The sequence below is a fragment of the Flavilitoribacter nigricans DSM 23189 = NBRC 102662 genome (genome assembly GCF_002646595.1).
Taxonomy (GTDB): domain Bacteria; phylum Bacteroidota; class Bacteroidia; order Chitinophagales; family Saprospiraceae; genus Flavilitoribacter; species Flavilitoribacter nigricans.
The window spans coordinates 1-22,521 of record NZ_PDUD01000053.1 but is presented as its reverse complement, the minus strand read 5'-3'; the positions used below and the strand labels follow the sequence as shown (position 1 = coordinate 22,521).

At 52.0% G+C, this 22,521-nt stretch carries 21 protein-coding genes; 15 read left to right on the top strand and 6 right to left on the bottom strand.

Going from position 1 to position 22,521, the window contains the following annotated elements:
- Positions 1 to 135 precede the first annotated feature (135 nt).
- From CRP01_RS36625 to CRP01_RS36615, 3 genes are all read right to left on the bottom strand, one after another.
- On the bottom strand, positions 136 to 1,308 hold the full coding sequence (locus CRP01_RS36625) for a S1C family serine protease (protein ID WP_099155067.1): 1,173 nt from the start codon (positions 1,306 to 1,308) through the stop codon (positions 136 to 138).
- A gap of 192 nt (positions 1,309 to 1,500) precedes the next feature.
- Positions 1,501 to 2,781 carry an asparagine synthetase B gene (locus CRP01_RS36620; protein WP_185154591.1) on the bottom strand — a complete coding sequence of 427 codons (1,281 nt, stop codon included), beginning with the start codon at positions 2,779 to 2,781 and terminating at the stop codon, positions 1,501 to 1,503.
- A 120-nt stretch (positions 2,782 to 2,901) separates the two neighbouring features.
- Positions 2,902 to 4,182 carry an asparagine synthetase B gene (locus CRP01_RS36615; RefSeq protein WP_099155065.1) on the bottom strand — a complete coding sequence of 427 codons (1,281 nt, stop codon included), beginning with the start codon at positions 4,180 to 4,182 and terminating at the stop codon, positions 2,902 to 2,904.
- A 168-nt stretch (positions 4,183 to 4,350) separates the two neighbouring features.
- Here CRP01_RS36615 and CRP01_RS36610 point away from each other — a divergent pair, with 168 nt between their 5' ends.
- The 6 genes from CRP01_RS36610 to CRP01_RS36585 all read left to right on the top strand — a co-directional run bounded on the left by CRP01_RS36610 (position 4,351) and on the right by CRP01_RS36585 (position 11,138).
- On the top strand, positions 4,351 to 8,013 hold the full coding sequence (locus CRP01_RS36610) for an AAA family ATPase (protein WP_099155064.1): 3,663 nt from the start codon (positions 4,351 to 4,353) through the stop codon (positions 8,011 to 8,013).
- A 193-nt stretch (positions 8,014 to 8,206) separates the two neighbouring features.
- Positions 8,207 to 8,758 carry a hypothetical protein gene (locus CRP01_RS36605; protein WP_099155063.1) on the top strand — a complete coding sequence of 184 codons (552 nt, stop codon included), beginning with the start codon at positions 8,207 to 8,209 and terminating at the stop codon, positions 8,756 to 8,758.
- A gap of 3 nt (positions 8,759 to 8,761) precedes the next feature.
- Positions 8,762 to 9,784, top strand: coding sequence for a hypothetical protein (locus CRP01_RS36600; RefSeq protein ID WP_099155062.1), 1,023 nt, complete (start codon positions 8,762 to 8,764; stop codon positions 9,782 to 9,784).
- A 132-nt stretch (positions 9,785 to 9,916) separates the two neighbouring features.
- Positions 9,917 to 10,060: a hypothetical protein gene (locus tag CRP01_RS42595; protein WP_170110702.1), complete on the top strand. Its 144-nt coding sequence runs from the start codon at positions 9,917 to 9,919 to the stop codon at positions 10,058 to 10,060.
- Between the two features lie 15 nt (positions 10,061 to 10,075).
- Complete coding sequence (locus CRP01_RS36590) at positions 10,076 to 10,615, top strand: hypothetical protein (protein WP_099155060.1); 540 nt, start codon at positions 10,076 to 10,078, stop codon at positions 10,613 to 10,615.
- Positions 10,599 to 11,138, top strand: a complete 540-nt coding sequence (locus CRP01_RS36585) for a GNAT family N-acetyltransferase (RefSeq protein ID WP_099155059.1) — start codon at positions 10,599 to 10,601, stop codon at positions 11,136 to 11,138. The genes CRP01_RS36590 and CRP01_RS36585 overlap by 17 nt, the downstream gene beginning before the upstream one ends.
- 73 nt (positions 11,139 to 11,211) lie before the next feature.
- On the opposite strand, the gene CRP01_RS36580 is transcribed toward CRP01_RS36585, so the two are convergent.
- Both CRP01_RS36580 and CRP01_RS42590 read right to left on the bottom strand, forming a co-directional pair.
- On the bottom strand, positions 11,212 to 12,615 hold the full coding sequence (locus CRP01_RS36580; protein ID WP_099155058.1) for an arylsulfatase B: 1,404 nt from the start codon (positions 12,613 to 12,615) through the stop codon (positions 11,212 to 11,214).
- A 47-nt stretch (positions 12,616 to 12,662) separates the two neighbouring features.
- The gene (locus CRP01_RS42590) at positions 12,663 to 12,827 is read right to left on the bottom strand and encodes a hypothetical protein (RefSeq protein ID WP_170110701.1); all 165 of its coding nucleotides are present in this window, start codon (positions 12,825 to 12,827) and stop codon (positions 12,663 to 12,665) included.
- Positions 12,828 to 13,047: 220 nt separating this feature from the next.
- Here CRP01_RS42590 and CRP01_RS36575 point away from each other — a divergent pair, with 220 nt between their 5' ends.
- Positions 13,048 to 14,199 carry an MFS transporter gene (locus CRP01_RS36575; protein WP_099155057.1) on the top strand — a complete coding sequence of 384 codons (1,152 nt, stop codon included), beginning with the start codon at positions 13,048 to 13,050 and terminating at the stop codon, positions 14,197 to 14,199.
- 187 nt (positions 14,200 to 14,386) lie between these two features.
- Here the strand turns inward: CRP01_RS36575 and CRP01_RS36570 are convergent, their stop codons facing one another.
- Positions 14,387 to 15,274 (bottom strand): RluA family pseudouridine synthase, encoded by an 888-nt coding sequence (locus CRP01_RS36570; RefSeq protein WP_099155056.1) that lies wholly within the window; start codon positions 15,272 to 15,274, stop codon positions 14,387 to 14,389.
- 258 nt (positions 15,275 to 15,532) lie between these two features.
- On the opposite strand from CRP01_RS36570, the gene CRP01_RS36565 reads away from it, so the two are divergent.
- The 8 genes from CRP01_RS36565 (at position 15,533) to CRP01_RS36530 (ending at position 22,423) form a co-directional block, all read left to right on the top strand.
- The gene (locus CRP01_RS36565; RefSeq protein WP_099155055.1) at positions 15,533 to 16,777 is read left to right on the top strand and encodes a sugar MFS transporter; all 1,245 of its coding nucleotides are present in this window, start codon (positions 15,533 to 15,535) and stop codon (positions 16,775 to 16,777) included.
- Between the two features lie 68 nt (positions 16,778 to 16,845).
- Entirely contained in the window at positions 16,846 to 17,172 is a 327-nt protein-coding gene (locus CRP01_RS36560; protein ID WP_099155054.1) for a DUF3817 domain-containing protein, read from the top strand.
- Positions 17,173 to 17,252: 80 nt separating this feature from the next.
- The gene (locus tag CRP01_RS36555) at positions 17,253 to 17,693 is read left to right on the top strand and encodes a Dabb family protein (protein WP_185154590.1); all 441 of its coding nucleotides are present in this window, start codon (positions 17,253 to 17,255) and stop codon (positions 17,691 to 17,693) included.
- 312 nt (positions 17,694 to 18,005) lie between these two features.
- On the top strand, positions 18,006 to 19,550 hold the full coding sequence (locus CRP01_RS36550) for a TlpA family protein disulfide reductase (RefSeq protein ID WP_099155053.1): 1,545 nt from the start codon (positions 18,006 to 18,008) through the stop codon (positions 19,548 to 19,550).
- A gap of 250 nt (positions 19,551 to 19,800) precedes the next feature.
- Positions 19,801 to 20,202, top strand: a complete 402-nt coding sequence (locus CRP01_RS36545) for an HIT domain-containing protein (protein ID WP_099155052.1) — start codon at positions 19,801 to 19,803, stop codon at positions 20,200 to 20,202.
- A gap of 1 nt (position 20,203) precedes the next feature.
- Entirely contained in the window at positions 20,204 to 21,028 is an 825-nt protein-coding gene (locus CRP01_RS36540) for a class I SAM-dependent methyltransferase (protein ID WP_170110700.1), read from the top strand.
- A gap of 169 nt (positions 21,029 to 21,197) precedes the next feature.
- A complete protein-coding gene (locus CRP01_RS36535) occupies positions 21,198 to 21,566 on the top strand; it encodes a hypothetical protein (protein ID WP_143473703.1) in 369 nt (122 codons plus the stop codon).
- Positions 21,563 to 22,423, top strand: coding sequence for an aminoglycoside 6-adenylyltransferase (locus tag CRP01_RS36530; RefSeq protein ID WP_099155049.1), 861 nt, complete (start codon positions 21,563 to 21,565; stop codon positions 22,421 to 22,423). Before CRP01_RS36535 ends, CRP01_RS36530 begins: the two co-directional genes overlap by 4 nt.
- Positions 22,424 to 22,521: the final 98 nt, after the last annotated feature.

Sequence of the window (22,521 nt, the reverse complement as noted above, 5' to 3'; positions counted from 1 at the left end):
TCAGGAGAGAGGGGCGAGGTGTCAGTTATCAGGTGTCAGGGGAAGGATTTAATGCAAAACTTCATGCCCTGACACCTGATCTCTCACCTGACACCTCGCCCCTGACACCTCATTCCTGACCCCTCTCCCCCCAAATCACTTCGGAGACTCCAACTCCAGTTCCAGTTCATAGGCTTTATTATCCCGGACCAGAACGAGGCTGACGGCGTCACCCGGATCGTATTTTTCCAGTTCCAGCAGCAGATCATCGCCCGTAGAGATCTTTTGACCATTTATTTCAACGATAACATCTCCAAGCTGGATGCGCCCGTACCGATCGCGGTAAGTCGGTTGGATACCGGCCCGTTCGGCATTGCTATTTTCATCGACAGACCAAACCAATGCGCCCTTCAGACCCAGTCGCAGGGCAATATGATTTTCTGCCCAATTAAAACCAAGGCTGGGTCTTTTTACTTTTCCGTAGGCGATCAGTTCCGGTACTACCCAGTTCACTACATCCACCGGAATGGAGAAGCCGATACCCGCCGAAGCGCCGGAAGGGCTATAGATAGCTGTATTTACGCCGATCAGTCTACCGGAAGAGTCCAGTAGGGGACCACCGGAGTTACCCGGGTTAATGGCCGCATCACACTGGATAACATCGCGGATCGGGGTGCCGGAATCGGATTTGATCTCCCGTCCCAGGGCACTTACAATGCCGGTGGTGAGCGTATGATCGAGCCCGAAGGGGTTACCGATGGCGTACACGGACTGGCCTACTTTCAGGTTCCGGGAAGTACCCCGGGGGATGGGGACCAGTTCGGAAGCGGGCGCTTCAATGCGCAGGACCGCCAGGTCTTTCTCCGGGGCAGCTCCTACCAGAACGGCATCCCAGGTACTCTGGTCGGAAAGGGTCACCTGGGCCCGGTTGGCGCCTTTGATCACGTGGTAATTCGTAATGATGTGTCCCTGCTTGCTCCAGACGAAGCCCGATCCGGTACCGCTGGGGATCTCCATGGTATTCTTGGTCCAGAAATCGCGTCGGACGGTGGAAGTGGTGATAAAACACACGGAGGGAGAAGCATTTTCGAAAAGCCGGATGGTGTGGACTTCTTCCGGGTTGAGTTGTTCCTCCATTTCGTCGAGGTCCGGAGTGCCGTTAGGGTTAGGATCTTCCGTCCTTAAGTTCACTTCTATGGCATTGGATTGCCTTTCGTCGGCTTCCTGATTTACTTTGGTTGCGAGCCGGTTATTCCAGGCGGTACCGGCCATGAAGCCGCCGATCACCAGCAGTAAGCCGATGACAACCTTTACAATAGTTGATTTCATGGTTTTGTGGATTTTTTTACTTTCGGTACTCGGTACGCGAAATCAATTGCCGTATCAAATTCAGATAGTTTAAAGCAAGCTGCTTCAATTTAACCCATCTTTAATAGTATAGTTCTAATGCCGCTACTTAAAGTTATTTTAAGATCAAAGGATGGTTTTTGGATGGGTTCTTAATGGAAGGTAGCTCTTGCCTTAGGTTTTCCGCTTTTTCTTTTTGGCGGCCGGGAACAGGATATTGTTCAGAATGAGCCGGTAGCCCGGGGAGTTGGGATGCAGACTCAGGTCTGTTTCCGGATCATTCAGCAGGTGCCGGTAGTCCTCCGGATCGTGGCCGCTGTAGAAGGTCCAAAAGCCCAGGTCATAAGTACCGTGAATGTATCGTGCTTCGTCGGCGGGTTTGTTCTCGCCGAGGATCAGCACATTGGATTTGATGAATTGTTTTTTGAAAGCCGTGGTCTGCCCCATGAATCCTTTTACCGTGCGGGTATGATTTTGGGTCAGCATGGTGGGCACCGGATCCCATTTAGCGGAGAAATCAAAGAGTGTAAAATAATCCTGATCCGGAGAGATGCGCCGGGACAGGTAATGATCGATGGTCGAATATTCGTACACCAGCGGGTCGGGGATCAGCTCAAAGTCCTTAAACGCAAAGGTTTTGGAAAAATCCAGCTTACTCTGAGCGTTGGGATCCGCCGCGTCACCGTCGTACATATTGGCGCAGATATCGACCCCGTCCGCTGCCAGAGCAATGTCGTAGGTATCGGTGGCGGAACACATGGCAAACATAAAACCGCCGCCCCGCACGTATTCCTTGATCTTTTTAACTACTTCCAGTTTGAGTTGGGATACCTTGGCGAATCCCAGACTGCTCGCCAGCGCTTCCATGCGCCTTTGATTTTCGCGGTACCAGGCCTGCGTGGAGCCGCCCCGGTAGAAGCGTCCGTATTGGCCGGTGAAGTCCTCGTGGTGCAGATGCAGCCAGTCGTATTTGGGCAGCATATCGTTGAGGACCTCGGTATCGTAGATCGTTTCGTAGGGTATTTCTGCGTAGGAAAGCACCAGCGTCACCGCATCGTCCCAGGGCTGGACGCGTTCTCCTCGATTGTTGAATTCGGGCGCGTAAACGGCGATCTTGGGGGCCACTTCGAGTTTCATGGCCGACATATTGACTTCGGGCTGTTCTACCTCGGCCAGGATCTGATTGAATTTCCCATCGGGGATGATCTCGAAACTCACGCCGCGGGTCAGGCATTCCAGTTCGAAAAGACGGTTGTGATGAAAGGCAAAGCTGCCGCCCCGGTAGTTGAGTAACCACCACGCTTCTATTCCCTGATCCAGTACCCAGTAAGTGATCCCGTAGGCTTTCATGTGATCTTTCTGCCCGCTTTCGTCCATTGGAATCAGCATGTAGGCCGCCCGTAGCGGCATAACGGCCATGAGGCACATGGACAACGCAATAAGGAATTTTTTCATGCAACTTGGTTTATGGGTATGGAAAAGGTGAAATGGGTGTCTGTATAAAAGTAAAGGGTGGAAAGCCGGAGCTTCCGGTTTTCGAACCTGCAACTTCCCACTAATTTACTTTTACTTCTTTTACGTCTTGCGTTTCTTCTTCTTGGCGGCCGGGAACAGTACATTGTTCAGGATCAGGCGATAACCCGGAGAATTGGGGTGCAGGTTGAGATCCGTTTCCGGATCGTGCACCAGGTGGCGGTAATCTTCCGGGTCGTGTCCGCCGTAGAAGGTCCAGAATCCCTCCTGCATGGTCCCGTGGATATAACGCACTTCCTGGGCCGGTTTATTCTCCCCGAGGACCAGGACATCCGATTTCACCAGTGATTTGCGGAAAGCCGTGGTTTGTCCCATGAATCCTTTCACCGTACGGGTGTGGTTTTGGGTCAGCATGGTGGGCACAGGATCCCATTTTGCGGAAAAATCAAACAAGGTAAAATAATCCTGATCGGGCCGTACGTTGCGGTCCTGCGTATCATCGATATTGGAATATTCGTACTCCAGTGGGTTGCGGCGAAGCTGAAAGTCCTTGAAGGCAAATGTTTTGCTGAAGTTCAGCTTTTGCTGGGCGTTGGGATCGGCCGGATCACCGTCGTACATATCGGCACAAATGTCCAGTCCATCGGCAGCCAGGGCAATATCGTAGGTATCCGTAGCGGAGCACATGGCGAACATAAAGCCTCCCCCCACAACGTATTCCTGGATCTTTTTGACGACCCCCAGTTTGAGCTGGGAAACTTTAGCAAAGCCCAGACTGGCGGCCAGGGCTTCCATCGTTCTTTGGTTGTTGCGATACCAGGGCTCATTGTGATAGGAGCGGTAGAAGCGCCCGTACTGGCCGGTAAAATCCTCGTGGTGCAGGTGCAGCCAGTCGTATTTGGGCAACATATCGGTCATCACTTCCGTATCATAAACGGTCTCGTAGGGGATCTCGGCGTAGGTCAGTACCATCGTCACCGCATCGTCCCAGGGTTGTACCTTTTCGCCTTTCTGGTTGACGGTAGGGGTGTAAACGGCGATCTTGGGGGGCACTTCCAGTTTGAGGGCATCCATATTTACTTCCGGATTGGAAATATCCTCCAGGATCTTATTAAATTGTGCGTCGGCAATGATCTCGAAACTCACACCGCGGGTGAGGCATTCCAGCTCGAACAGGCGGTTATGTGGGAAGGCAAAACTACCGCCGCGATAATTCAGCAGCCACCAGGCTTCTTCGCCTTTATCCAGCACCCAGTAGGTGATGCCGTATGCTTTTAAGTGGTTCTTTTGGGTCTCTTCATCCATCGGGATCAGCATGTACGCGGCTCGGGAAACCGTAGTAATGCCAATGATCAGCAACACTAACAGAAATAGTTTTTTCATAAAACACTTTATTTGCAATACAAAACGAAAATTAACCAATAAAGGTTATTCTTGAAGCAATTTAACACAAAGATAACGTATATCGAAAGACGGTGGAAAGAAGATGGTAAGCTTGCCCGACAAAGCGGGTAATTACTGCCCAAATGCAGCCGCCGGCAACTGAAAAACATGAAGATACTCAGGCTCAGGCTCGAAAATTTGAATTCCCTAAAGATAAAACAGACGATCGATTTCTCGGTTGCGCCGCTGTCTGATACCGGTTTATTCGCCATTACCGGGGATACCGGGGCGGGAAAAACGACCCTGCTGGACGCCATTACCCTGGCGCTCTACGGCCGGGTACACCGCAACAAGGAAGTGATCGAAGTAATGTCCTACGGCGCCACGGAATGTCTGGCGGAAGTAGAATTCGAGTCCGGCCGGGGCCTGTTCCGGGCCAAATGGTCCACCTACCGGAGTCGTCGGAAGCCGGGTGGCAATATTCAGCCGCCGCGCCGCGAACTGGCGCAGTGGGACGAAAAGGCGAAAGACTTTCGGATCATCGCCGAAAAGATCCGCGATGTAGACGCCCAGGTGGAGGAAGTAACCGGACTGGACTACGACCGGTTTACCCGCTCCGTATTATTATCCCAGGGCGATTTTGCCGCATTTCTACAGGCCGGCGAACGGGAGCGAAGTGATCTGCTGGAACGCATCACCGGTACGGATGTCTACACCCGGATCTCCGTGGCTGCCTACGAGCGCTTCAAACAGGAACAACTCACACTGGAAGATCTGCGTAAAGAACAGCAGGCACTCCAGTTGCTCAGCTCGGAAGAGATCGAAGCGATCCGCGCGGAACTGAACGACCATCAGGAAAAAGCCGGGCACTTGCAACAGGAACTGGAACAGACGCGAACGGCTATTCAGTGGTACCGGCAAAAGGCGGCACTGGAACAGCGCGAAGCGGCTCTCCGGGAACGCGAACAGATCTTACAGGAAAAACAGGAAGCATTCCGGGAGAACGATGAACGGCTGGCCGCCCACGCCCGGGCCAATCCCCACCGGGCTTTGCTGGAAAAGAGCGATGAAGCGGAATTGAAGATCAGTGAACTGACCGACGAACTGTTTACCTGGCAGGAAAGGGAAAAGGAGATCAAAACCGAACTGGCCGAGCTGGAAAAGTCCATGGCGGAAAATCAACAGGTCCATGAACAACTACTGCTGGAAAAGAAGGATCTATTCCCCGTCCTGGATCAGGTATTGGCGTTGGACAAGCAGATTGAAGGAAAAAACGAAGGGCTGGAAAGCCTGTTGGGAGAACACGCAGAATTGACGGAAGAGTTGAAAAGAATCACCGATCAGCAAACTACTCTGCGGGAACAGCTCACCCGGATGACCGCCGAAGAACAGGAACTGAAAAAATGGCTGGAGGACCATGCGGATTGGGACCAGTTGGGTAAACTGCTGCCGGAGGTGGATCGAAAAAGAGAGGAGATGCGGGCCATTGTACAGGACCAAAAACGCCTGGAGCAGCAGGCGCAGGCCTGGAAGGAAGAACAGGATGTACTCAAAAAGCAGGCCGCCGATCTGAAAAAACAACTGGATAAAGCCGGAAAGCAACTGGAAAAACTTCAGCAGGAATTCGAAAAGGACCTCCCGGAAGGGTACGCTCTGGGGCGCAATGAACTGTTGCGTAATCTGCACCAGGACATCGAACAGTTGGGCGAACGGCAGCAGCAATTGCAACAATTGCAACAGTTCAATACGGAATACCAGGAACTGTTGACCGAACTGCTGGAATACGAGGCCCAGTTGGAAAGCCTGAACGGCCAGGAAATGCTCATCGATAAGGAGGTCATTTCCTCCATGGATGCGATGGATGAAGCGCGGGAGCAGCTGCAGTACCGCCAGGCCATTTTCGAGCAGCAGCAACTGATCGCCAATTATGAAAAAGACCGGCATCAATTGCAGGAGGGCGATCCCTGCCCATTGTGCCAGTCCACCCACCATCCTTTCCGCGAGCATCCGGTGACGCCCTATGTAGATAAAGCCCGAACCCAGTACGAAAAGAGCAAAAAAGCGTACGAGGCTCTGCTCAGCCGGCAAAACCAGTTGCTCAGCCGGCAAAAGGAGATCAAGATCCAGAAAGATCAATTGATGGGGCAGGAACTGCAGGAACTGGGCGGACAAATGGCCCGGCAGTTGCAGCGGATCGAACTCATCGAGGAAAGAGTCGCCGGAATGATTCTTGGACTGGGAACGGATGTGAAAGAAGAAGACCGGGGCCCGGCGCTGGAGCAAAGGATCACCGAGGCGGGAAAACTGATCCTGCGGAAGAAAAAGACGCGGGATCGCCTGTTGCGGATCAGTGACCAGTTGGATGTACAGGAAAAAACCGTGCAAGAACTGGAAACGGCCCTGCGGGAAAACGATAACCGCCTGGAGATCTACGAGGAACGCTTCCGTACCAATACGCAACAATTGGCCGATGTCACGGAACGCTACGAAGCGCTGCTGCGGGAAGTAGGGGAGGTCTTTAAAAAATTCGGCCAGCCGTTCGAACCGTCCGAAGCCCGGGAAACCTACCTGAAGCTGAGTGCCGATCACGAACATTTTCAGGACCAGCGCTCGCGATTTGAGAAACTGGTGCAGGATATTGCCCTGACGCGGAAGGGGAACGAGGATTTGGAACGCAGGGAGACCCGGGAAGGAGAGCGTTTCCGGAAACTCAGTCAGCGGAAAGAAGAACAGGAAAAGGTCCGGTCCGAACTGCAGGCAAAACGTGCGGAACTGCTGGATGACAGGGATCCGGCGGCAGAGAAAAATCGCCTGGAACGGGCGCTGGAGGAAGCCGGCGAGAAGCTTGGTTCGCTGAAGGAAGAAGTATACACGCTGAATACCCAGTGGAAGGAAACCCTGCCGCTACAGAAAAGTAAAGGAAAGGAACTGAAGCAATGGGAACAAAAACTGGAAGAGTGGCAGACCCGACTCACCACGGCGGCTACGGAGGCCGGCTTTACCGACCGGGCGGCCCTGCTGGCCGCACTTCTGGATCCGGAGGAAGCGGAGAAGCTATTGCGGGAAAAAAGTGAGCTGGAAAAAGAAGCGCTGGCTATCAGTCAGTCGGCCCATGACCTCGCCGCCAGTCTGGAAAAACTGCAGCGGGATCGCAAAGTAGAAACGCCCTTGCCCGATCTTGAGGCTTATCTGGAAGAGCGGGAGCGGGATTACCAGCAACTGCAACAAACGATCGGTGGCCTGAGCGAACGCTTGTCGGCCAACGACAAGCAGCAGCAGGCCGCCGGCAAACTGGTGGATAAGATCAAACGGCAGGAAAATAATTATACCCGCTGGGCCCAGCTCAATGAGATCATCGGACAGGCGGACGGAAAGAAATTCCGGATCTTCGCCCAGGGGCTTACCTTATCCAAACTGGTGGAACTGGCCAACTTCCATCTCGAATCGCTGAACGGCCGCTACCTGATCCGCAAACGCAGCGACGAAAACCTGGAACTGGAGATCATCGATACCTTTCAGGCGGATAATGCCCGCTCCATGAATACGCTGTCGGGCGGGGAGAGTTTTCTGGTCAGCCTCTCGCTGGCTCTGGGTTTGTCGGATCTGGCCGGTCGCGATGCCCGTATCCAGTCGCTCTTCATCGATGAAGGTTTCGGCACCCTGGATGAGAATAGTCTGGATATGGCAATCGATACGCTGGAAAACCTGCAGTCGGACGGAAAGACCATCGGTATTATCTCGCACGTCAAAGCGCTGAAGGAAAGGATCGGCACCCAGATCCAGGTAACGAAAAAAGGAACCGGTTTCAGCGAAGTGGCGATCGTTGGTTGATCGGAGGTACCGGTGAAAGACGCTTTGGCGACATTTATGGTCCCGGGCACGGAGCGAATTGGGTAATTAAATTAAGATTTTAGCCATCTGATCGAGAATCGTTCTAGGAACATCGAATTTCGGTGGTTCTTTTTCGTTAAATTGTTTTAATTTGGAATTCGGTTAAAAACCTGCTTATTTTTAAAAACACATCATGCAGAAAGATCTTAAGAAAATATTTGGCGATCATCACGGACTAGACGAAAAGAGTGTTGGTTTTCTGGTAAACGCACTGACCAAAAGTAACCTGCCGGGATTTGACTATCTGGAATTCAAACAATCCCTGGGCGCACTGAGCGCAATGGATATGGAAGAACAGGTGGCGATCAAATCCGCTTTTGCCACGGCTTCTACGGTTGGCCTTACGAAAGAGAAATTGCTGAAAACGGCGGAACATTACAAACAGGTACTGCAAACGGAGAAACGGCAATTCGACGCTGCTTTGCAAAAGCAGATCGAGCAGCGTATCAAAGGGAAAGCCGCCGAAGTAGCCAAACTGAAAAAGCAGGTAGAAGAATACCGGGCCAAAATTGCGCAGCTGGAAGCCCAGATCGCTAAATCACAGGAGACGATCGATCACGCGGACGAACACATCAACTCCGCGAAAGAGAAGATCGAAAACACGCGTGATAATTTTGAACACACGCTGCAAAGCGTAGTAAATGAAATCGATAAGGATATCGAAAATATCAATAAATATCTGTAAACTATGTCTGATATTGTTCAATTTGAAAATCCCCAGGGCAAAAAATCATTTTGGAAGCGTCCGGAAGGAATGACGGGTATGCTGTTTATGGCCGCCCTGATCCTCGGTGGAGGTTATCTGATCGTTGCTAATATGGCCGCGATCCTGGCCTTGATGCAAAATGTATTGTACCTGAGTTTGATGCTGGCCGCTCTGGGCGTGATCGTATACATGATCCTGGACCCCAAAATGCGGAATCTGATCTGGTATATGTATAAAAGCGTGATGCGTTCCATCACCGGAATGTTCGTGCAACTCGATCCCATCGGCATCCTGAAAAGCTATGTGGAAGACCTGGAAGACAATCTGAAAAAGATGCGCAAACAGATCGGCCTGCTGAGAGGTCAGATGCGCAAGATCCAGGGGATGATGGAAAAAAACAGCAAAGACATCACTAATAACCTGCAGTTGGCCGCCGCTGCCCGGGATAAAGGAAAAGATCAGCAAATGGTGCTTTCCTCCCGCCGGGCTGCCCGTCTGAAGGAAACCAATCAGAAGTATCAAGTGCTGTACAACAAAATGGAGGTCATGTACCGCATTTTGACCAAAATGCACCAGAACTCGGAGATCCTGCTGGAAGATACCCGCGATCAGGTAAAACTGAAAGAACAGGAGCGCAAAGCGATCCGCGCCAGCCACTCCGCGATGAAGTCGGCCATGAGCGTAATTTCCGGTGATCCCGACAAACGCGCAATGTTTGATATGGCGATGGAAAACATCACCGAAGACGTAGCGAATAAAGTAGGGGAAATGGAACGCTTTATGGAAATGTCCGCCAGCTTTATGGATTCCGTAGACCTGCAGAACGGTGTATTCGAAGAGCAGGGCATGGCGATGCTGGAAGAATGGGAGCAGAAAAGTACCCTGATGCTGATGGACGGTAGCGAGAAGAGTTCCGATTCACTGGATCTGAACGATTCATTCGCGCAGCCCGAGAAACGGACACAAAGCAGCGGCAGCAGTTCTTACGACAATCTGTTTGAATAAGAAACGGTTTTAAAAATAAATACTGGTCTTGGAAGCGCGCATTTTTAAAACAGTTTCTAAGACTTTTCGGGAAGGCGTATGCTGCCGGCCAGTGATCTACGCCTTCCCAACCTATACCGCAAAACCCCGAAGATGATCCTCCTGGAAATCATTGCCTATTTTTTTGTTGATCTGCTTTTTGAGGGTCTGATCATGGGGATAGTCCGCTTTTTCCGGAAACTGGGCCAGCTCTTCGCAGGGAAAAACCGGACGGAAAAGCAACCTAAACGGAAATAGAACGATATACCCAATATGAAAGATCTTCTAAAAAATCTGGGCCTGCTCGTTGACCACCAAATGCAATTACCGGTGGATAAAACCCGCTTCGTCGGTATCCTCAGAGAAAATGTGGACGACGGCGGTAGTCTGTTTGACGTCTTTTCCTCCAGCAAAAATGTTTTCAAGGGGTATGTCGATCTCGGCGGCTTTGAATTAAAAAAGAGAAGAAAACTCTTCGGCCGCCGCCACAATCTCACCAAGGCAACCGGCACCTTTAGTCAGTTTGGAGATACTTTACAGGTGGATACGGAGATCAATGGTTTTCACTGGTCGATGGCCGTATTCTACGTATTCGTTTTCCTTTTTTACGCTGTTTTTCTCGGAGCCTTCTTCTTTACAGACTCTTTCGACAACAGTGATACACCACCCTTCCTGCCGATCTTCTTCTTGTTGCACGCGGCTATAATGATCGCTATTCCCTATTTTCTGATGAAAAGCGGGGTCAAGCAAATGAAGCACGATCTGGAACGGGAATTCTTTTATCTCTTACAACAGGATGGAACTACGGTTTAGAAAAGAAGAAGCTGCCGATTTCGCAGAAATAGCTGCTTTGATCCAGGCCGCCTTCGCTTCCGAACCCCACAGCGATCACCGGGAGCATCTGCTCGTGGATCGCCTCCGCCGTTCTGCAGCCTATATTCCCGAACTGGCCCTGGTTGCCCGGTGCGATGATCGCATTTGCGGCTATATTCTGCTCACCCGGGCCCACATTCAGAACGACAAACAACAATATCCGGTGCTGGCGCTGGCTCCGGTGGCCGTGCATCCCGCCTGGCATAAGCGGGGTATTGGTAGTCAGCTTATTCTCGAAGCCCACCGCCGGGCCGCCGCACTGGGGCATGCCGCGATTGTTTTACTGGGCCACGCCGATTATTATCCCCGCTTTGGTTACGAGACGGCCGTTCGCCACCACATCACTTTCCCATTCGATGTCCCAAACGAGAACTGCATGGTCAAGGCACTAGAGCCAACAGCATTATCAGGAATCAGCGGAGAAGTAGTATACGCACCGGCATTTTTTGAGACCGACGCCTAGCGCACCCCCTCACCCCGTCTCCCCCTCACCAAGTCTCCCACTCTCCTGATCACCCCCTCACCAAATCACCCCCTCACCAAGTCTCCCAATTCTCCGGAGGTTGCCAGTCCAACGGTCGAAGTGCAGGCCTTTCATCACTGCGCAATGCCTGAAATTCCCGCAGTTTTTCCTGCAGCATTTTCATGACGTCCGGATAATTCTCCGAAACGTCTTCCTTTTCTTCGGGATCGCTCTCGATAGCGAAGAGGTTCCCTTGATTCAATTTCCATTTTTGGCCCACCAGTGCGTCATTTCCCAGGTAGATATACCGATCCCGGATCTCCTCTCCCCGAAACAAAGCTAGAACGTTGGTGCCATCCGTTGGGATCGTGTTATTAGGGTTGATCGCAGCGTAAATGGTAGGCATCAGATCGACGTACGCGATAGGTTCTCTGATCTTATTCCCCGGAGAGATCCGTCCGGGCCATCGCACCGCCGCTACGGTCCGCACGCCACCTTCCCATTCGGTATGTTTAGCTCCGCGCAGTGGGAAGTTATCACCACCGAAATTCGGGGCGCCTCCATTGTCACTGAGCAACCAGACCAGGGTATTGGGAGCAAGGCCCGTACTGTCCAAGGCCTGCAGGATCTGACCGATCCCCCGGTCCAGTGCGCTGACCATCGCCGAATAAGTCTGACGGAGGGTATTTCCCCGACCCCGTTGGCCATATCCCGGATTATTGTATTCATTTCGCTGCGAGCCGCCAACCGGAAAGTTTTCCGACGGCTGGTCCGGGTCGTAATCGTACGCTTCCAGATCCTCCGCCAGCGCCTGCATCGGAGAATGGGGCGCGTTAAAAGCCACGTAGGCAAAAAATGGTCTTTGTTCCCGACTTTCGGAATGGATCAGATCGATGACTTTGCGGGTGACGAGTTCGGTAGTATATCCCTGATCGTGGTTCGCCTGGTATCCGTCGTGCCAGTCGAGCTGTCCGGCGCGTTCGTGAGTAAAGTAGTCTATAGCTCCGTTGTAATGCCCGTAAAAGGAAGTAAAACCCTGTTGCAGAGGATGCAGTTCCGGGCTGGAATGTCCGAGGTGCCATTTGCCAAAGGCCGCCCGTTGTTGGTAGCCGGCTTCGGCCAGCATTTCGGCCATAGTGGTGACTTCCGGTGGCAGGCCGCCGATCACCCTCGGAGCGATCACGCCCTCCCGCAATCCAAAGCGGTCGGGATACAATCCGCTCAAAATACCGGCCCGGGTAGGCGTACAGATCGGAGCGGTATAAAATCGATCCAGTTCCGCACCCTGGGCGACCAGCCGATCAATATTGGGCGTGCGGATCTCACTGCCGTGGTAGCTGACGTCATTCCAGCCCAGATCATCCGCCACAATGATGAGAATATTAGGTCGGGCATCTTCCGTCGGAGCGTAGCAACCAACAGTCACACAGAGCAACAAGCCCGTCCACCAGCGAAAATCGAGGTAACGCTTGCCCATAAAAAAAGGTCTTTCGGAACAAGGTAATTATTTATCCGATTATCCGATCACTGCGATTCATCCTTCAGGATCAAAACAGCCTGGAAAATGATCAGGGCCGAAGAAAGCATAACAACCAGACCGATCGTTAAAGGAGTAGGATATAAGGCAAGAAATGCCAAAAGAACGAGCACCAGTGCAAAGATCCAGACGGTGTAGGCGGGAAAGTTCATTATCTTGTTCTTTAGGGTGGAAACATAGATGCACAACAATCTATATTTCAAAAGGTTTGGAAATAAGGAGCGTTCCATTGCGTACTACGGTACATCTGGGAAAGAGACTGGGAGACCTGGAGATTGGGTGGGGGGGACCAGTCACCCATTCTCCCAGTCACCCATTCTCCCGCTCTCCCAGTCTCCCACCCTCAAGTAGTATGATTCGATTGACCGGCTTATGAATAAACTGCTGATCAAGTTATACGCCTATAAGTTTTTTGAAGATTTCGTGTTGATCTACCCGCTGTACGCGGTGATGTTCACGGATCACGGAATGGCCCCCTGGCAGGTAGGGACGCTGCTGACGGCCTGGTCCGTTACAGCCTTTCTGCTGGAAATCCCTTCCGGCGTCTGGGCGGATAAATACTCCCGCAAACACCTGCTGTTTTTTGGGCAGACCGTGCGTGCGCTCGGTTATCTCTGCTGGGCGGTATTCCCCGGCTTTTGGGGTTTTCTGATCGGGTTTGTCGGGTGGGGGATCGAAAGCGCCACCTCTTCGGGTACTTTCCAGGCGCTGGTTTTCGACGAACTCAAACATCTGGGCCGGGAGACGGAATTTACCCGGGTCATTGGTCGCTGCCGCAGTATTTCCTTTATCGCCATCCTGATTGCCTCGGTGCTGGCATCACCGGCGGTCTGGCTGGGCTATACCACCATTATCATTTTAAGCGCTGCGGCGGTGTTCATAGCCGGGGTGATCATCCTTTCCCTGCCCGTGGCCCGACGCGCGGAATCAACCCGGGAAACGGACTATTTTGCCATTTTGCGGACCGGCATCCGCGAAGTGCGCAACTCCGCCAGTTTGTGGCCATTGCTGTTGTTCCTGGCCCTGGCTACGGCTTTGCCCGGTGCTCTGGACGAGTACTGGACCATCTTTGCCGATCGGGCCGGTCTGCCGAATTACGGCCTGGGCTTATTCATCGGACTGCTCAGCGGTGCGGAAGCGGCGGGTAGTTTCTGGGCGCACCGTCTGGAGCATTTTTCGAATCGATCTTTTTATCTGGTTTTTATATTGAACGGACTGGTATTAGCGGTAGCGGCCTGGTGGTTCGAAGTGCCGGCGCTGATCCTGTTGGTCGTTTTTAGTTTGACCTTCACTATGGTCCAGATCGTATTTGAAGGCCGCTTGCAGCACGCTATTGCCTCGGATAGCCGGGCCACCGTTTCCTCCGTTAGTGGTTTTATCACGGAGATTGGCGCACTGGCCGTGTTTTTCAGCTTTGGCTGGTTGGCCCAATTCGGGACCTATCGCATGGGATTTTTCATTTTTGGTGGGATCATTACGGTGGTGGGGCTGGTGTATTGGGTTGGAAGTTTGCAGCGAAAATAAGCAGATACTAGCTTTTGACTCTTCATTTTGAACCGGACTCCTCTTCTTCGTTATCCGCAGTTCATCTTCCGATAATCAGCCGAATCAAAGCCGATACCCTGACCGCCCGGAGGCGTTTGTAAGGACGATTATTCTATAATAATCGCTGAATTTTTCCCAAGTCGAAGATGTAGCAAATATTCTCATTCTAATACCGCTCCTTTTCCCGCTCTATAATTTTTTGGAATCGCTTTGGCGGTTTGATCCGAATATCCACTGGTTTGCCCGTTTCCGGATGGTCAAACTGCAGGCGGCAGGCACAGAGGAAAAGCCCTTTGCCCAGGACGGTCTTTTGCCGACCGGCGTATTCCTTATCGCCAAGGATCAGGTGGTTCTCCTGCTGCATGTGTATACGTAATTGGTGGGTGCGACCGGTAACCGGCATCAGACGAACCAGCGAAAGATGTTGGAAAACTTTGGAAGGAACCACTTCCAGGGTCTCGAAATCAGTAATCGCCTTTTTCCCTTTAAGGGCCCGATCGATCCGGCCTTTGGGCGGCGTTTTCCCGTGCACGACGGCCATATAGGCTTTCTTGATCCGGTTTTCCTGAAAAGCTGTGGCCAGTTTAGCCAGGGCGGATTTGGATTTAGCGAGCAGGACGAGTCCTTTGGTGGGCACGTCGATACGGTGTGTAGCCACGGGGTAGGGGAGTGCGTCGGCCCGGGAACTGGGGCGGGCCACTCCGGCCAGGGCATTTTCCACGGTTTTGATCCGGTTGCCGTTCACAGCGATACCGGCCGGTTTGTTGACGACCACAAAATGATCGTCCTCATAAACGATCTCGATATCGGCGTCAAAAGAGCGGGCCTTCGACAGTCCGAATCCGTTCAGTTGCAGATGGTCGCCGTTCTCTACCCGGTCGCCCGCGCGGGCTTTTTTCCCGTTTTTCAATAAACGACCGCCGGCGATGGCCTTTTTGACGGCGGTTTTACTGTTCAGGATCGGGAAAACCTGCTGACTGTATTCCACGAGGGCCTGCGGACTTTTTAGTCCACTTACCCGACGGGTCCAAGATTTTTGCGCTTTTTTTGCCATATTGTGGGGCAAAGATAAAACGATCCGGGGAAAGTGGCGTAATGTCACTTACCGGAGCTAAGACCACCTTTAACTAGGCGGTGTGCAATTAATAACTGTTGGGTTTGATAGGTCAGTGATTTTGGTTTTAAACGAGGCGGAGACTCCCGACCTTAGCCAAAGCTAAGGGAGGTGTTTCTTGAACGAAGGGTAAAGCCAAAAGCACTCCTGGGAAATCTGACACTTATTGATGGGACATCGCTAAAGACACCTAAGCCTATGAAGCGCAACCTGTTTATGGTTAGCCTGATCCTGCTGACCTTCTTTGTTATTTCCTTTCTGACCAACATTATAGGCCCGCTGGTGCCGGATATCATTGAGAGCTTTGATCTGAGCCTGACCATGGTGGCGCTCTTGCCCTTTGCCTTTTTTATCGCTTACGGGGTGATGTCGATCCCATCCGGCATGCTGATCGAGCGATACGGGGAAAAAGTGGTCATGGTCATTGCCTTTTTCATGTCCTTTCTGGGAGCTTTTCTCTTTGCATTCAATCCTTCCTACGGCATGTATACCGTTTCCCTTTTCCTGATCGGAACGGGCATGGCGATGTTGCAGGTGGCCATCAATCCCTTGCTGCGGGTAGCCGGTGGAGAAGAACACTTTGCCTTCAATTCGGTGATGGGGCAACTCTTTTTCGGTCTGGCTTCTTTCCTGAGTCCACTGGCCTATTCCTACCTGGTACTTAACCTGGCCTCCGGTGACGGAGATCGCAATTTTATACTCCATCTACTGTCCGGCGTCGTACCCGAGGGGTTACCCTGGATCTCGCTTTACTGGCTTTTTGCCGCGGTTTCCCTGCTGATGGTGATCATTATCGGGGTGGTGAAATTTCCGCGCGTTGAGCTCAAGGAAGATGAAAAAGCCGGAGCGGTGGAGACCCATCTGGAACTACTCAAAAAGCCGGTAGTCTGGCTGTTCTTCCTGGCCGTTTTCTGCTATGTCGGTACGGAACAGGGCGTAGCCAACTGGATATCGGAATTTCTGCAAACCTACCACGGATACGATCCGCAGACCACCGGAGCCAAAACGGTATCCTGGTTTTGGGGACTGATGACTGCCGGTGCGGTGTTGGGACTGATCGCGTTGAAATTTATGGACAGCCGCAAGGTGTTGATCGGATTTACCCTGGCGGCGGTCATTTCTCTAACCGTGGCCTTGTTCGGCCCCGGATCTACTGCATTGATCGCGTTCCCGCTGGTTGGCTTTTTCGCCTCGGTGATGTGGTCCATTATTATATCTCTGGCCCTAAATTCCATGGATAAACACCACGGTTCCTTCTCCGGGATCCTGATCACGGGTATCGCCGGAGGTGCGGTCGTTCCCCTGATCGTGGGTAGTCTGGGGGATGCTATTGGATTGAGGGGCGGCATGGTGTTTTTGTACATCACCCTGGGCTACATCCTAAGTGTCGGGTTCTGGGCCAAACCGCTGATCACCAACAAAACGATCGGAGGAAAAAGCTGATATATTTGACCATGAGCAGCCCGGGAATTACTTTTGTCCGATAAATTCAAAAAACTGATTAGATCTACATGCAAGATTGGATAAAGACTCCCCTGGGGAGATTGCGATTGGTCGCATTACTGGAAGGCGTTTCTTTTTTGGTCATTCTTCTGATCACCATGCCGTTGAAATACGCCTATCAGATGCCGGAACCCAACTATTTTTTCGGCAGCCTGCACGGTTTTCTGTTTGTGCTGTACGTTTACGTGGTGATCCGGCAGGCGCTGTTGCGAAAATGGAGCTTTACGACCACCGGGCTGGCCCTGGCGGCATCCGTGATCCCCTTCGGCACCTTTTGGGCCGATAAAAAGATCTTTAAACCGGAAGCGGCCGGAGTGGAAGAAGACGGCCGGTAATGATAACTGCGGTAACCGCAAAACCTCTGAATTTCCCCAAATCACCCTGCGTCGAGTATACATCACTAAATTCTTATATCATGAAAAATTTATTGCTGGTGGCTATGATCCTGTTTTCGGCAGTAGCCTGTACTTCCGAACCGGAGTCCACCGAAGAAAACACTAATCTTGCAGAAGCTATGATAGAAGCAGAACCCGAAGCGGAAGCGAACCAAAAGATGTTGCGCCACGTGGTGCTTTTCAAATTTAAGGATACGGCCACGGAAGCCGATATCAAATCGGTAGAGGACGCTTTCATGGCCCTGCCGGCAAAGATCCCGGAGATCAAAGACCTGGAATGGGGTACGAACAACAGTCCGGAAGGCCTGGCCAAGGGATTCACGCACTGCTTTTTCCTCAGTTTTGAAAGTGAGGAAGACCGCGCGGTATACCTGCCGCATCCGGATCACAAAGCCTTCGGTGCCGTACTGGGGCCTCACCTGGATGACGTGCTGGTGGTCGATTTCTGGACCAACGATTGACATTCTGCCCGGATATCCATAACTTAAGTTCTACTCCATGCTGTTGCATGTGACCAGAGGGTGGGAGCTTGGGAGACATGGAGAGTGGGAGAGTGGGAGAGTGGGAGACACGGAGAGTGGGAGAAGGGGAGACGGGGTGAGTGGGAGCAGGGGTGAGGCATTGTTTCTCACCGCTGCTCCTAGTCCCCCCATCTCCAAGTCTCCAAATCACCCCATCTCCAGGTCTCCAAGTCTCGAGGTCTCCCTGTCTCCAAATCACCAAGTCTCCGGTCATACACAACAGCACGGTTCTACTCACTAAATCTTGAAGTTATGGTTCGCGCTCTTTGCCTCAGTTTTTTGTTGGTGGTCGTTTTTGCCTGCAAGCAGGACATTCCGGAATCATCCATCACTTTGCCCCTGACCCCGACGATGACCCACCTAAGCGGTCAGTTGGAAGGCTACCGGCGCAGTGTAAACAACGAATTTCTCACAGTACGGGTGACCAACTTCCAAACTTTCGACTACGATCGTAAAATGGTCCGGGTGGATAGCATGGGCTACTTTAGTGCGGATTTCCCGATGGATCACCAGCAGGATATCATGATCATCCATAATGATGCGTATTTCACCATGATCCTTTCCCCCGGAGATAGTGCGCATTTGACCTTACAAGCCGATGAATTTACCGAACGGGATCCCGGTCCGCAACATATAGCGATCAGCGGGGCTTCCGCCGAGACCAATCGCATCCTGTGGGAATACCTGCCGGCCCTGCGGGCGGACGGCCCGTTGGTGATCGTGGATACGGCCATGAAAAAAATGGCAGTGGAGGAATTTACCCCGAAACTGACGGCGATCATGGAGCGTCAGCAGGCGTTTCTGCAAAACTATATCCGGGAACACGATATTACTGATCTCGATTTTATCCATTGGGCTGAAAATTCCATTCGTTACCAGATCATGAAAAATTTTGTGGATTTTCGAATGGTCCTGCCGCTATCTCAGGGGATCCAGCCCAATGAGTATCCTTTTCCCGAAGATTACGGGGCATTTGTCAACCTAATTGATGAAAGCGATCCCGGGGTGATGATGGCTTCCAACTACGCTCGTTTTTTAAGGAATTATTACAGCTATGTCCAACAGGAAGTGGAAGCGGACCTCAAAAAGATGGATGGCTATAAACCGAATCCGCTGATCAGGAGTCGCGCCCTGCTCCAGCGAGTGGATGAGCAGCATGATGGATTCGCCCGGGAAGCCTTACTCAGCCGGATCCTGGTAGAACGGCTCAAGGTGAACATGGCGGACAGCATCAAACAGGAGCTTTACGATACGTATCTGGAAATGGCCGGGGATGATTATTTCCGAAGCCATGTGTCCGAAGTGTACAGCAATCTTTTTGAGGATGCTCCCGGTATGCCGGAGTTGCAGGATCGGATCGGCGCTTTGCAATTACCCGATCTGGCGGGTAAGGACCTTAGTGAGATCTTTGCTGCCTACCGCGGGAAGATCCTGTATCTGGACTTCTGGGCCACCTGGTGTAAACCCTGCCTGACCGAATTCCCATTTTATCCGAAAATTATTGAATCCGTAGATACGAGTCAGGTGGCCTTCGTTTTTCTGGCCAGTAGTTCTCCCGCCGGTCACTGGTTAAAGACCGTTGACAGATTTCAGTTGCCGGGAGATCATTACCTGCTTAGCCGGCAGGAATTCCTACACTTTAAGACCCTTTTGAACATCAGAGGTTTCCCGCAGCACGTCATCCTCGGTAGAAATGGTGAGGTACTGGACAACCAGGCGCTCCGGCCGGTGAACAGCAGCATGCAACCCAATGTCGGACTGATCGCGACCCTCAATCAGTTGCTGGAAAGCTCGTAAGCGCAAGGATGGGAAAAAATTCTGTGGTATTTGGAATCATTTCTTCAATTTCGGGTTGAATAATTAGTCTAAGTTGCGATGCAACTTAGGTAGAGGGTATAGAGCAGAGGGTAGAGGGTTTCCCTATCGTTAAAATGGAACAAAATCGCTCATTTTAACGGTTGCAGTCTCTCTACGCTCTACCATCTACTCTCTTCAATTCAAGTATCGCAACTTAAATTAATTAGCCGATTGCTCTAAAAATACGAATATGGATTCCTGTATCTTTTGTCAGATCGTTGCCGGAAAAGCCCCTTCCTGGAAGGTGATGGAGAACGATCATGCCTACGCCTTCCTGGACATCAATCCGGTAAGCGAGTACCATACCCTGGTCATCCCGAAAGCGCACCACCGGGATGTCTTCGATACGCCCTCCGAGGTACTGCAGCAGGTGATCGACCTGGTCAAACAGGTGACTACCCTTTATGAGGAAAAACTGGATCTCCGTCACTTGCAGCTGATCAACAGCAACGGGCGGGAAGCCCAGCAGGACGTTTTTCATATCCATTTCCACATCGTTCCCCGAAAATTTGGAGATGGACAAAACATCCGCTGGCAGACCTATCCGGAATGGCGGCCCCGATTTGACGGCTTGCTGGAAAAACTGCACTAACATGGATTTATACGATCAGCAGCATATCCGGGATTTTTACAACCGCTACGGAGAGCAGGAAACCCGGCGCTGGGAGAAATCCATTGTGGAAAAGGTCAAACTGCACGTCCATCGTCATTACCTGGATCGCCATATCCGTTCCGAAGATAGGGTGCTGGAACTGGGCGCCGGAACCGGCATTTTCACCCGGTTGCTGGCGGAAAGGGTGAAAGCACTCACCGTGACCGACCTTTCTCCGGTTCAACTCGACCTTAATCGCAGGGAAACGGAAGAAGCGGGACTGGGGGCATCTGTCGATTCGTGGGCGGTTCGGGATATTTGTGATCTCCGGGCTTACCCGGATGCTTCCTTTGACCGGGTGGTCTGCTACGGCGGTCCGCTGAGCTATGTTTTTGATCAGAAGCAACGCGCGCTTTCGGAAATGCGGCGGGTACTCCGGCCCGGGGGCAAAGCCCTGCTGAGTGTAATGAATCTCTGGGGAACCATTCGGGAGTCGCTGGAAAAGATCATCCTGCCGATCTCACCGGAAGACAACGAAAAGATCCTGGCTTCGGGAAATCTGCATCCAACTGCCTTTGCGCCTTCGGATCATCACTGCCATATGTTCCGCTTAGCGGAATTCCGCGCTGATCTCGAAACGGCCGGTTTTACTATTTTGGAACTATCGGCTTCCAACTGCCTGTCCACTTTGCGCGCTCAGGAATTGGAGGCCCTGCAAAAGGATACGGAAAGGTGGGCTTATTTTCTGGATCTGGAAATCCGGGCCTGCGCCTCTCCGGGCATACTGGAATCGGGGACGCACCTGATCGCAGTAGTCCGGGTTTAAGCGGATCAGATCTTTTTTAAAAAACCAGTGAGACCCCTTGACTCTCCCCTTACGTCATACTTTACTTTTGTAATTTTAGGATGTGGCAACGGATTGCAAAATACCCATGGCACCTCAGGGGAAATCCTGAGCTGGAGCAGCTATTTTCGTCCGAGCCGATAAAAAGTTGATGATGCAGGAATATCTGGTACTGATGTACGGTCCCGGCCTGGATACCCGGGAGATGGAGACCGCCGAAAAAATGGAGCGCTACAAAACCTGGGGAGCCTACCTGGCTCCTTTTGCCGCCGATCCGGATTATCGCAGTGGCAGCCCGACCCGCAGGGTAATGCGACTGTCCGATCCGTCGAATGGGACCGACCGGTCGGACACCAAGGGTATGCGGCTGGAAGGATTTATGCAGTTACAAGCCAGAGATCTGACCCATTTGCGGGAGCGCCTGGCCGGGAATCCCATTTTAGCGGTGGAAGGAGCCTACCTGGAGATCCACGAACTGGATCCGCAGGGGCTGATCAGCAGTAAACTTCCGCAGGGGTGAACAGAAGATCGGAACAGGAGATGCTGGACCTCATTCTGGCGGTAGCAATGGAAATGGATGCGGTGCGGGCCGTATACCTGCAGGGCTCCCGGGCTAACCCACAGGCTCCTCGGGATGAGTGGCAGGACTATGATATTGTTTATCTGGTGAATGAACTGTGCACTCTGATTGCTGATCACCGCTGGATCGATCGCTTCGGTGAACGCCTGATCCTGCAGATGCCCGAAGCAATGGAATTGCTCCCTCCGGCTAATGACGGGACCTTTCCTTTTTTGATGTTATTCACGGATGGCAACCGGATCGACCTAACGCTTATTCCCCTGGCCGTATGGGAGCAACGCGCTCCGGATAGTCTGAGTGTGCAGTTGCTGGATAAGGACGGCCGCCGGCCGGCATTGCCGGAACCCAGTGAGGCCGATTACTTCCCGGCCCTACCTACGCCAAATCACTATCGGGATTGCTGCAATGAATTTCGGTGGACCCTGACGTACGTGGTCAAGGGTTTGGGACGGAACGAGATCATTTACGCTAAAGCTATCCAGGAAAGGGTAGTGCGCCCGATGCTGGAGCAGATGATCGTCTGGGAGATCCTGAGGATCCACGGAGAACGGGTAAATCCCGGAAAACACGGGAAATATTTTCGGCAACTTTTACCCGCAGCCCACTGGGAAGCCCTTCTGAATACCTACACCGACTCCAGGAAAGGGGCGGTCTGGTCGGCCATTCTCACCATGAGCAATCTGTTTGAAGAACTGGCGGTAGGCGTAGCGGATCACTTCGGATTTCCCTACGACAGCCGGGAGGCGGAAAATATTAAAAGCTACCTTTATCGTCATTGGAATTCCTCATCATATTAGACAGTTGAATTCGGTTAGTTGCTATCTTTAAACAACAAATCGAATTATGGCAAAATTACGAAAACGCTTTACTAAGGCCGAGCGCCTGGAAATTGTTA

Bases quoted from the DNA above. Each gene is read 5' to 3' on its own strand.
- CRP01_RS36620 (WP_185154591.1), bottom strand. From the start codon at position 2,781: ATGAAAAAATTCCTTATTGCGTTGTCCATGTGCCTCATGGCCGTTATG.
- CRP01_RS36600 (WP_099155062.1), top strand. From the start codon at position 8,762: ATGTCTGATATTGTTCAATTTGAAAATCCCCAGGGCAAAAAATCATTT.
- CRP01_RS36565 (WP_099155055.1), top strand. From the start codon at position 15,533: ATGAAGCGCAACCTGTTTATGGTTAGCCTGATCCTGCTGACCTTCTTT.
- CRP01_RS36605 (WP_099155063.1), top strand. From the start codon at position 8,207: ATGCAGAAAGATCTTAAGAAAATATTTGGCGATCATCACGGACTAGAC.
- CRP01_RS36555 (WP_185154590.1), top strand. From the start codon at position 17,253: ATGAAAAATTTATTGCTGGTGGCTATGATCCTGTTTTCGGCAGTAGCC.
- CRP01_RS36550 (WP_099155053.1), top strand. From the start codon at position 18,006: ATGGTTCGCGCTCTTTGCCTCAGTTTTTTGTTGGTGGTCGTTTTTGCC.
- CRP01_RS36570 (WP_099155056.1), bottom strand. From the start codon at position 15,274: ATGGCAAAAAAAGCGCAAAAATCTTGGACCCGTCGGGTAAGTGGACTA.
- CRP01_RS42590 (WP_170110701.1), bottom strand. From the start codon at position 12,827: ATGAACTTTCCCGCCTACACCGTCTGGATCTTTGCACTGGTGCTCGTT.
- CRP01_RS36545 (WP_099155052.1), top strand. From the start codon at position 19,801: ATGGATTCCTGTATCTTTTGTCAGATCGTTGCCGGAAAAGCCCCTTCC.
- CRP01_RS36615 (WP_099155065.1), bottom strand. From the start codon at position 4,182: ATGAAAAAACTATTTCTGTTAGTGTTGCTGATCATTGGCATTACTACG.
- CRP01_RS36560 (WP_099155054.1), top strand. From the start codon at position 16,846: ATGCAAGATTGGATAAAGACTCCCCTGGGGAGATTGCGATTGGTCGCA.
- CRP01_RS36580 (WP_099155058.1), bottom strand. From the start codon at position 12,615: ATGGGCAAGCGTTACCTCGATTTTCGCTGGTGGACGGGCTTGTTGCTC.
- CRP01_RS36625 (WP_099155067.1), bottom strand. From the start codon at position 1,308: ATGAAATCAACTATTGTAAAGGTTGTCATCGGCTTACTGCTGGTGATC.
- CRP01_RS36540 (WP_170110700.1), top strand. From the start codon at position 20,204: ATGGATTTATACGATCAGCAGCATATCCGGGATTTTTACAACCGCTAC.
- CRP01_RS36575 (WP_099155057.1), top strand. From the start codon at position 13,048: ATGAATAAACTGCTGATCAAGTTATACGCCTATAAGTTTTTTGAAGAT.
- CRP01_RS42595 (WP_170110702.1), top strand. From the start codon at position 9,917: ATGATCCTCCTGGAAATCATTGCCTATTTTTTTGTTGATCTGCTTTTT.
- CRP01_RS36585 (WP_099155059.1), top strand. From the start codon at position 10,599: ATGGAACTACGGTTTAGAAAAGAAGAAGCTGCCGATTTCGCAGAAATA.
- CRP01_RS36535 (WP_143473703.1), top strand. From the start codon at position 21,198: ATGATGCAGGAATATCTGGTACTGATGTACGGTCCCGGCCTGGATACC.
- CRP01_RS36590 (WP_099155060.1), top strand. From the start codon at position 10,076: ATGAAAGATCTTCTAAAAAATCTGGGCCTGCTCGTTGACCACCAAATG.
- CRP01_RS36610 (WP_099155064.1), top strand. From the start codon at position 4,351: ATGAAGATACTCAGGCTCAGGCTCGAAAATTTGAATTCCCTAAAGATA.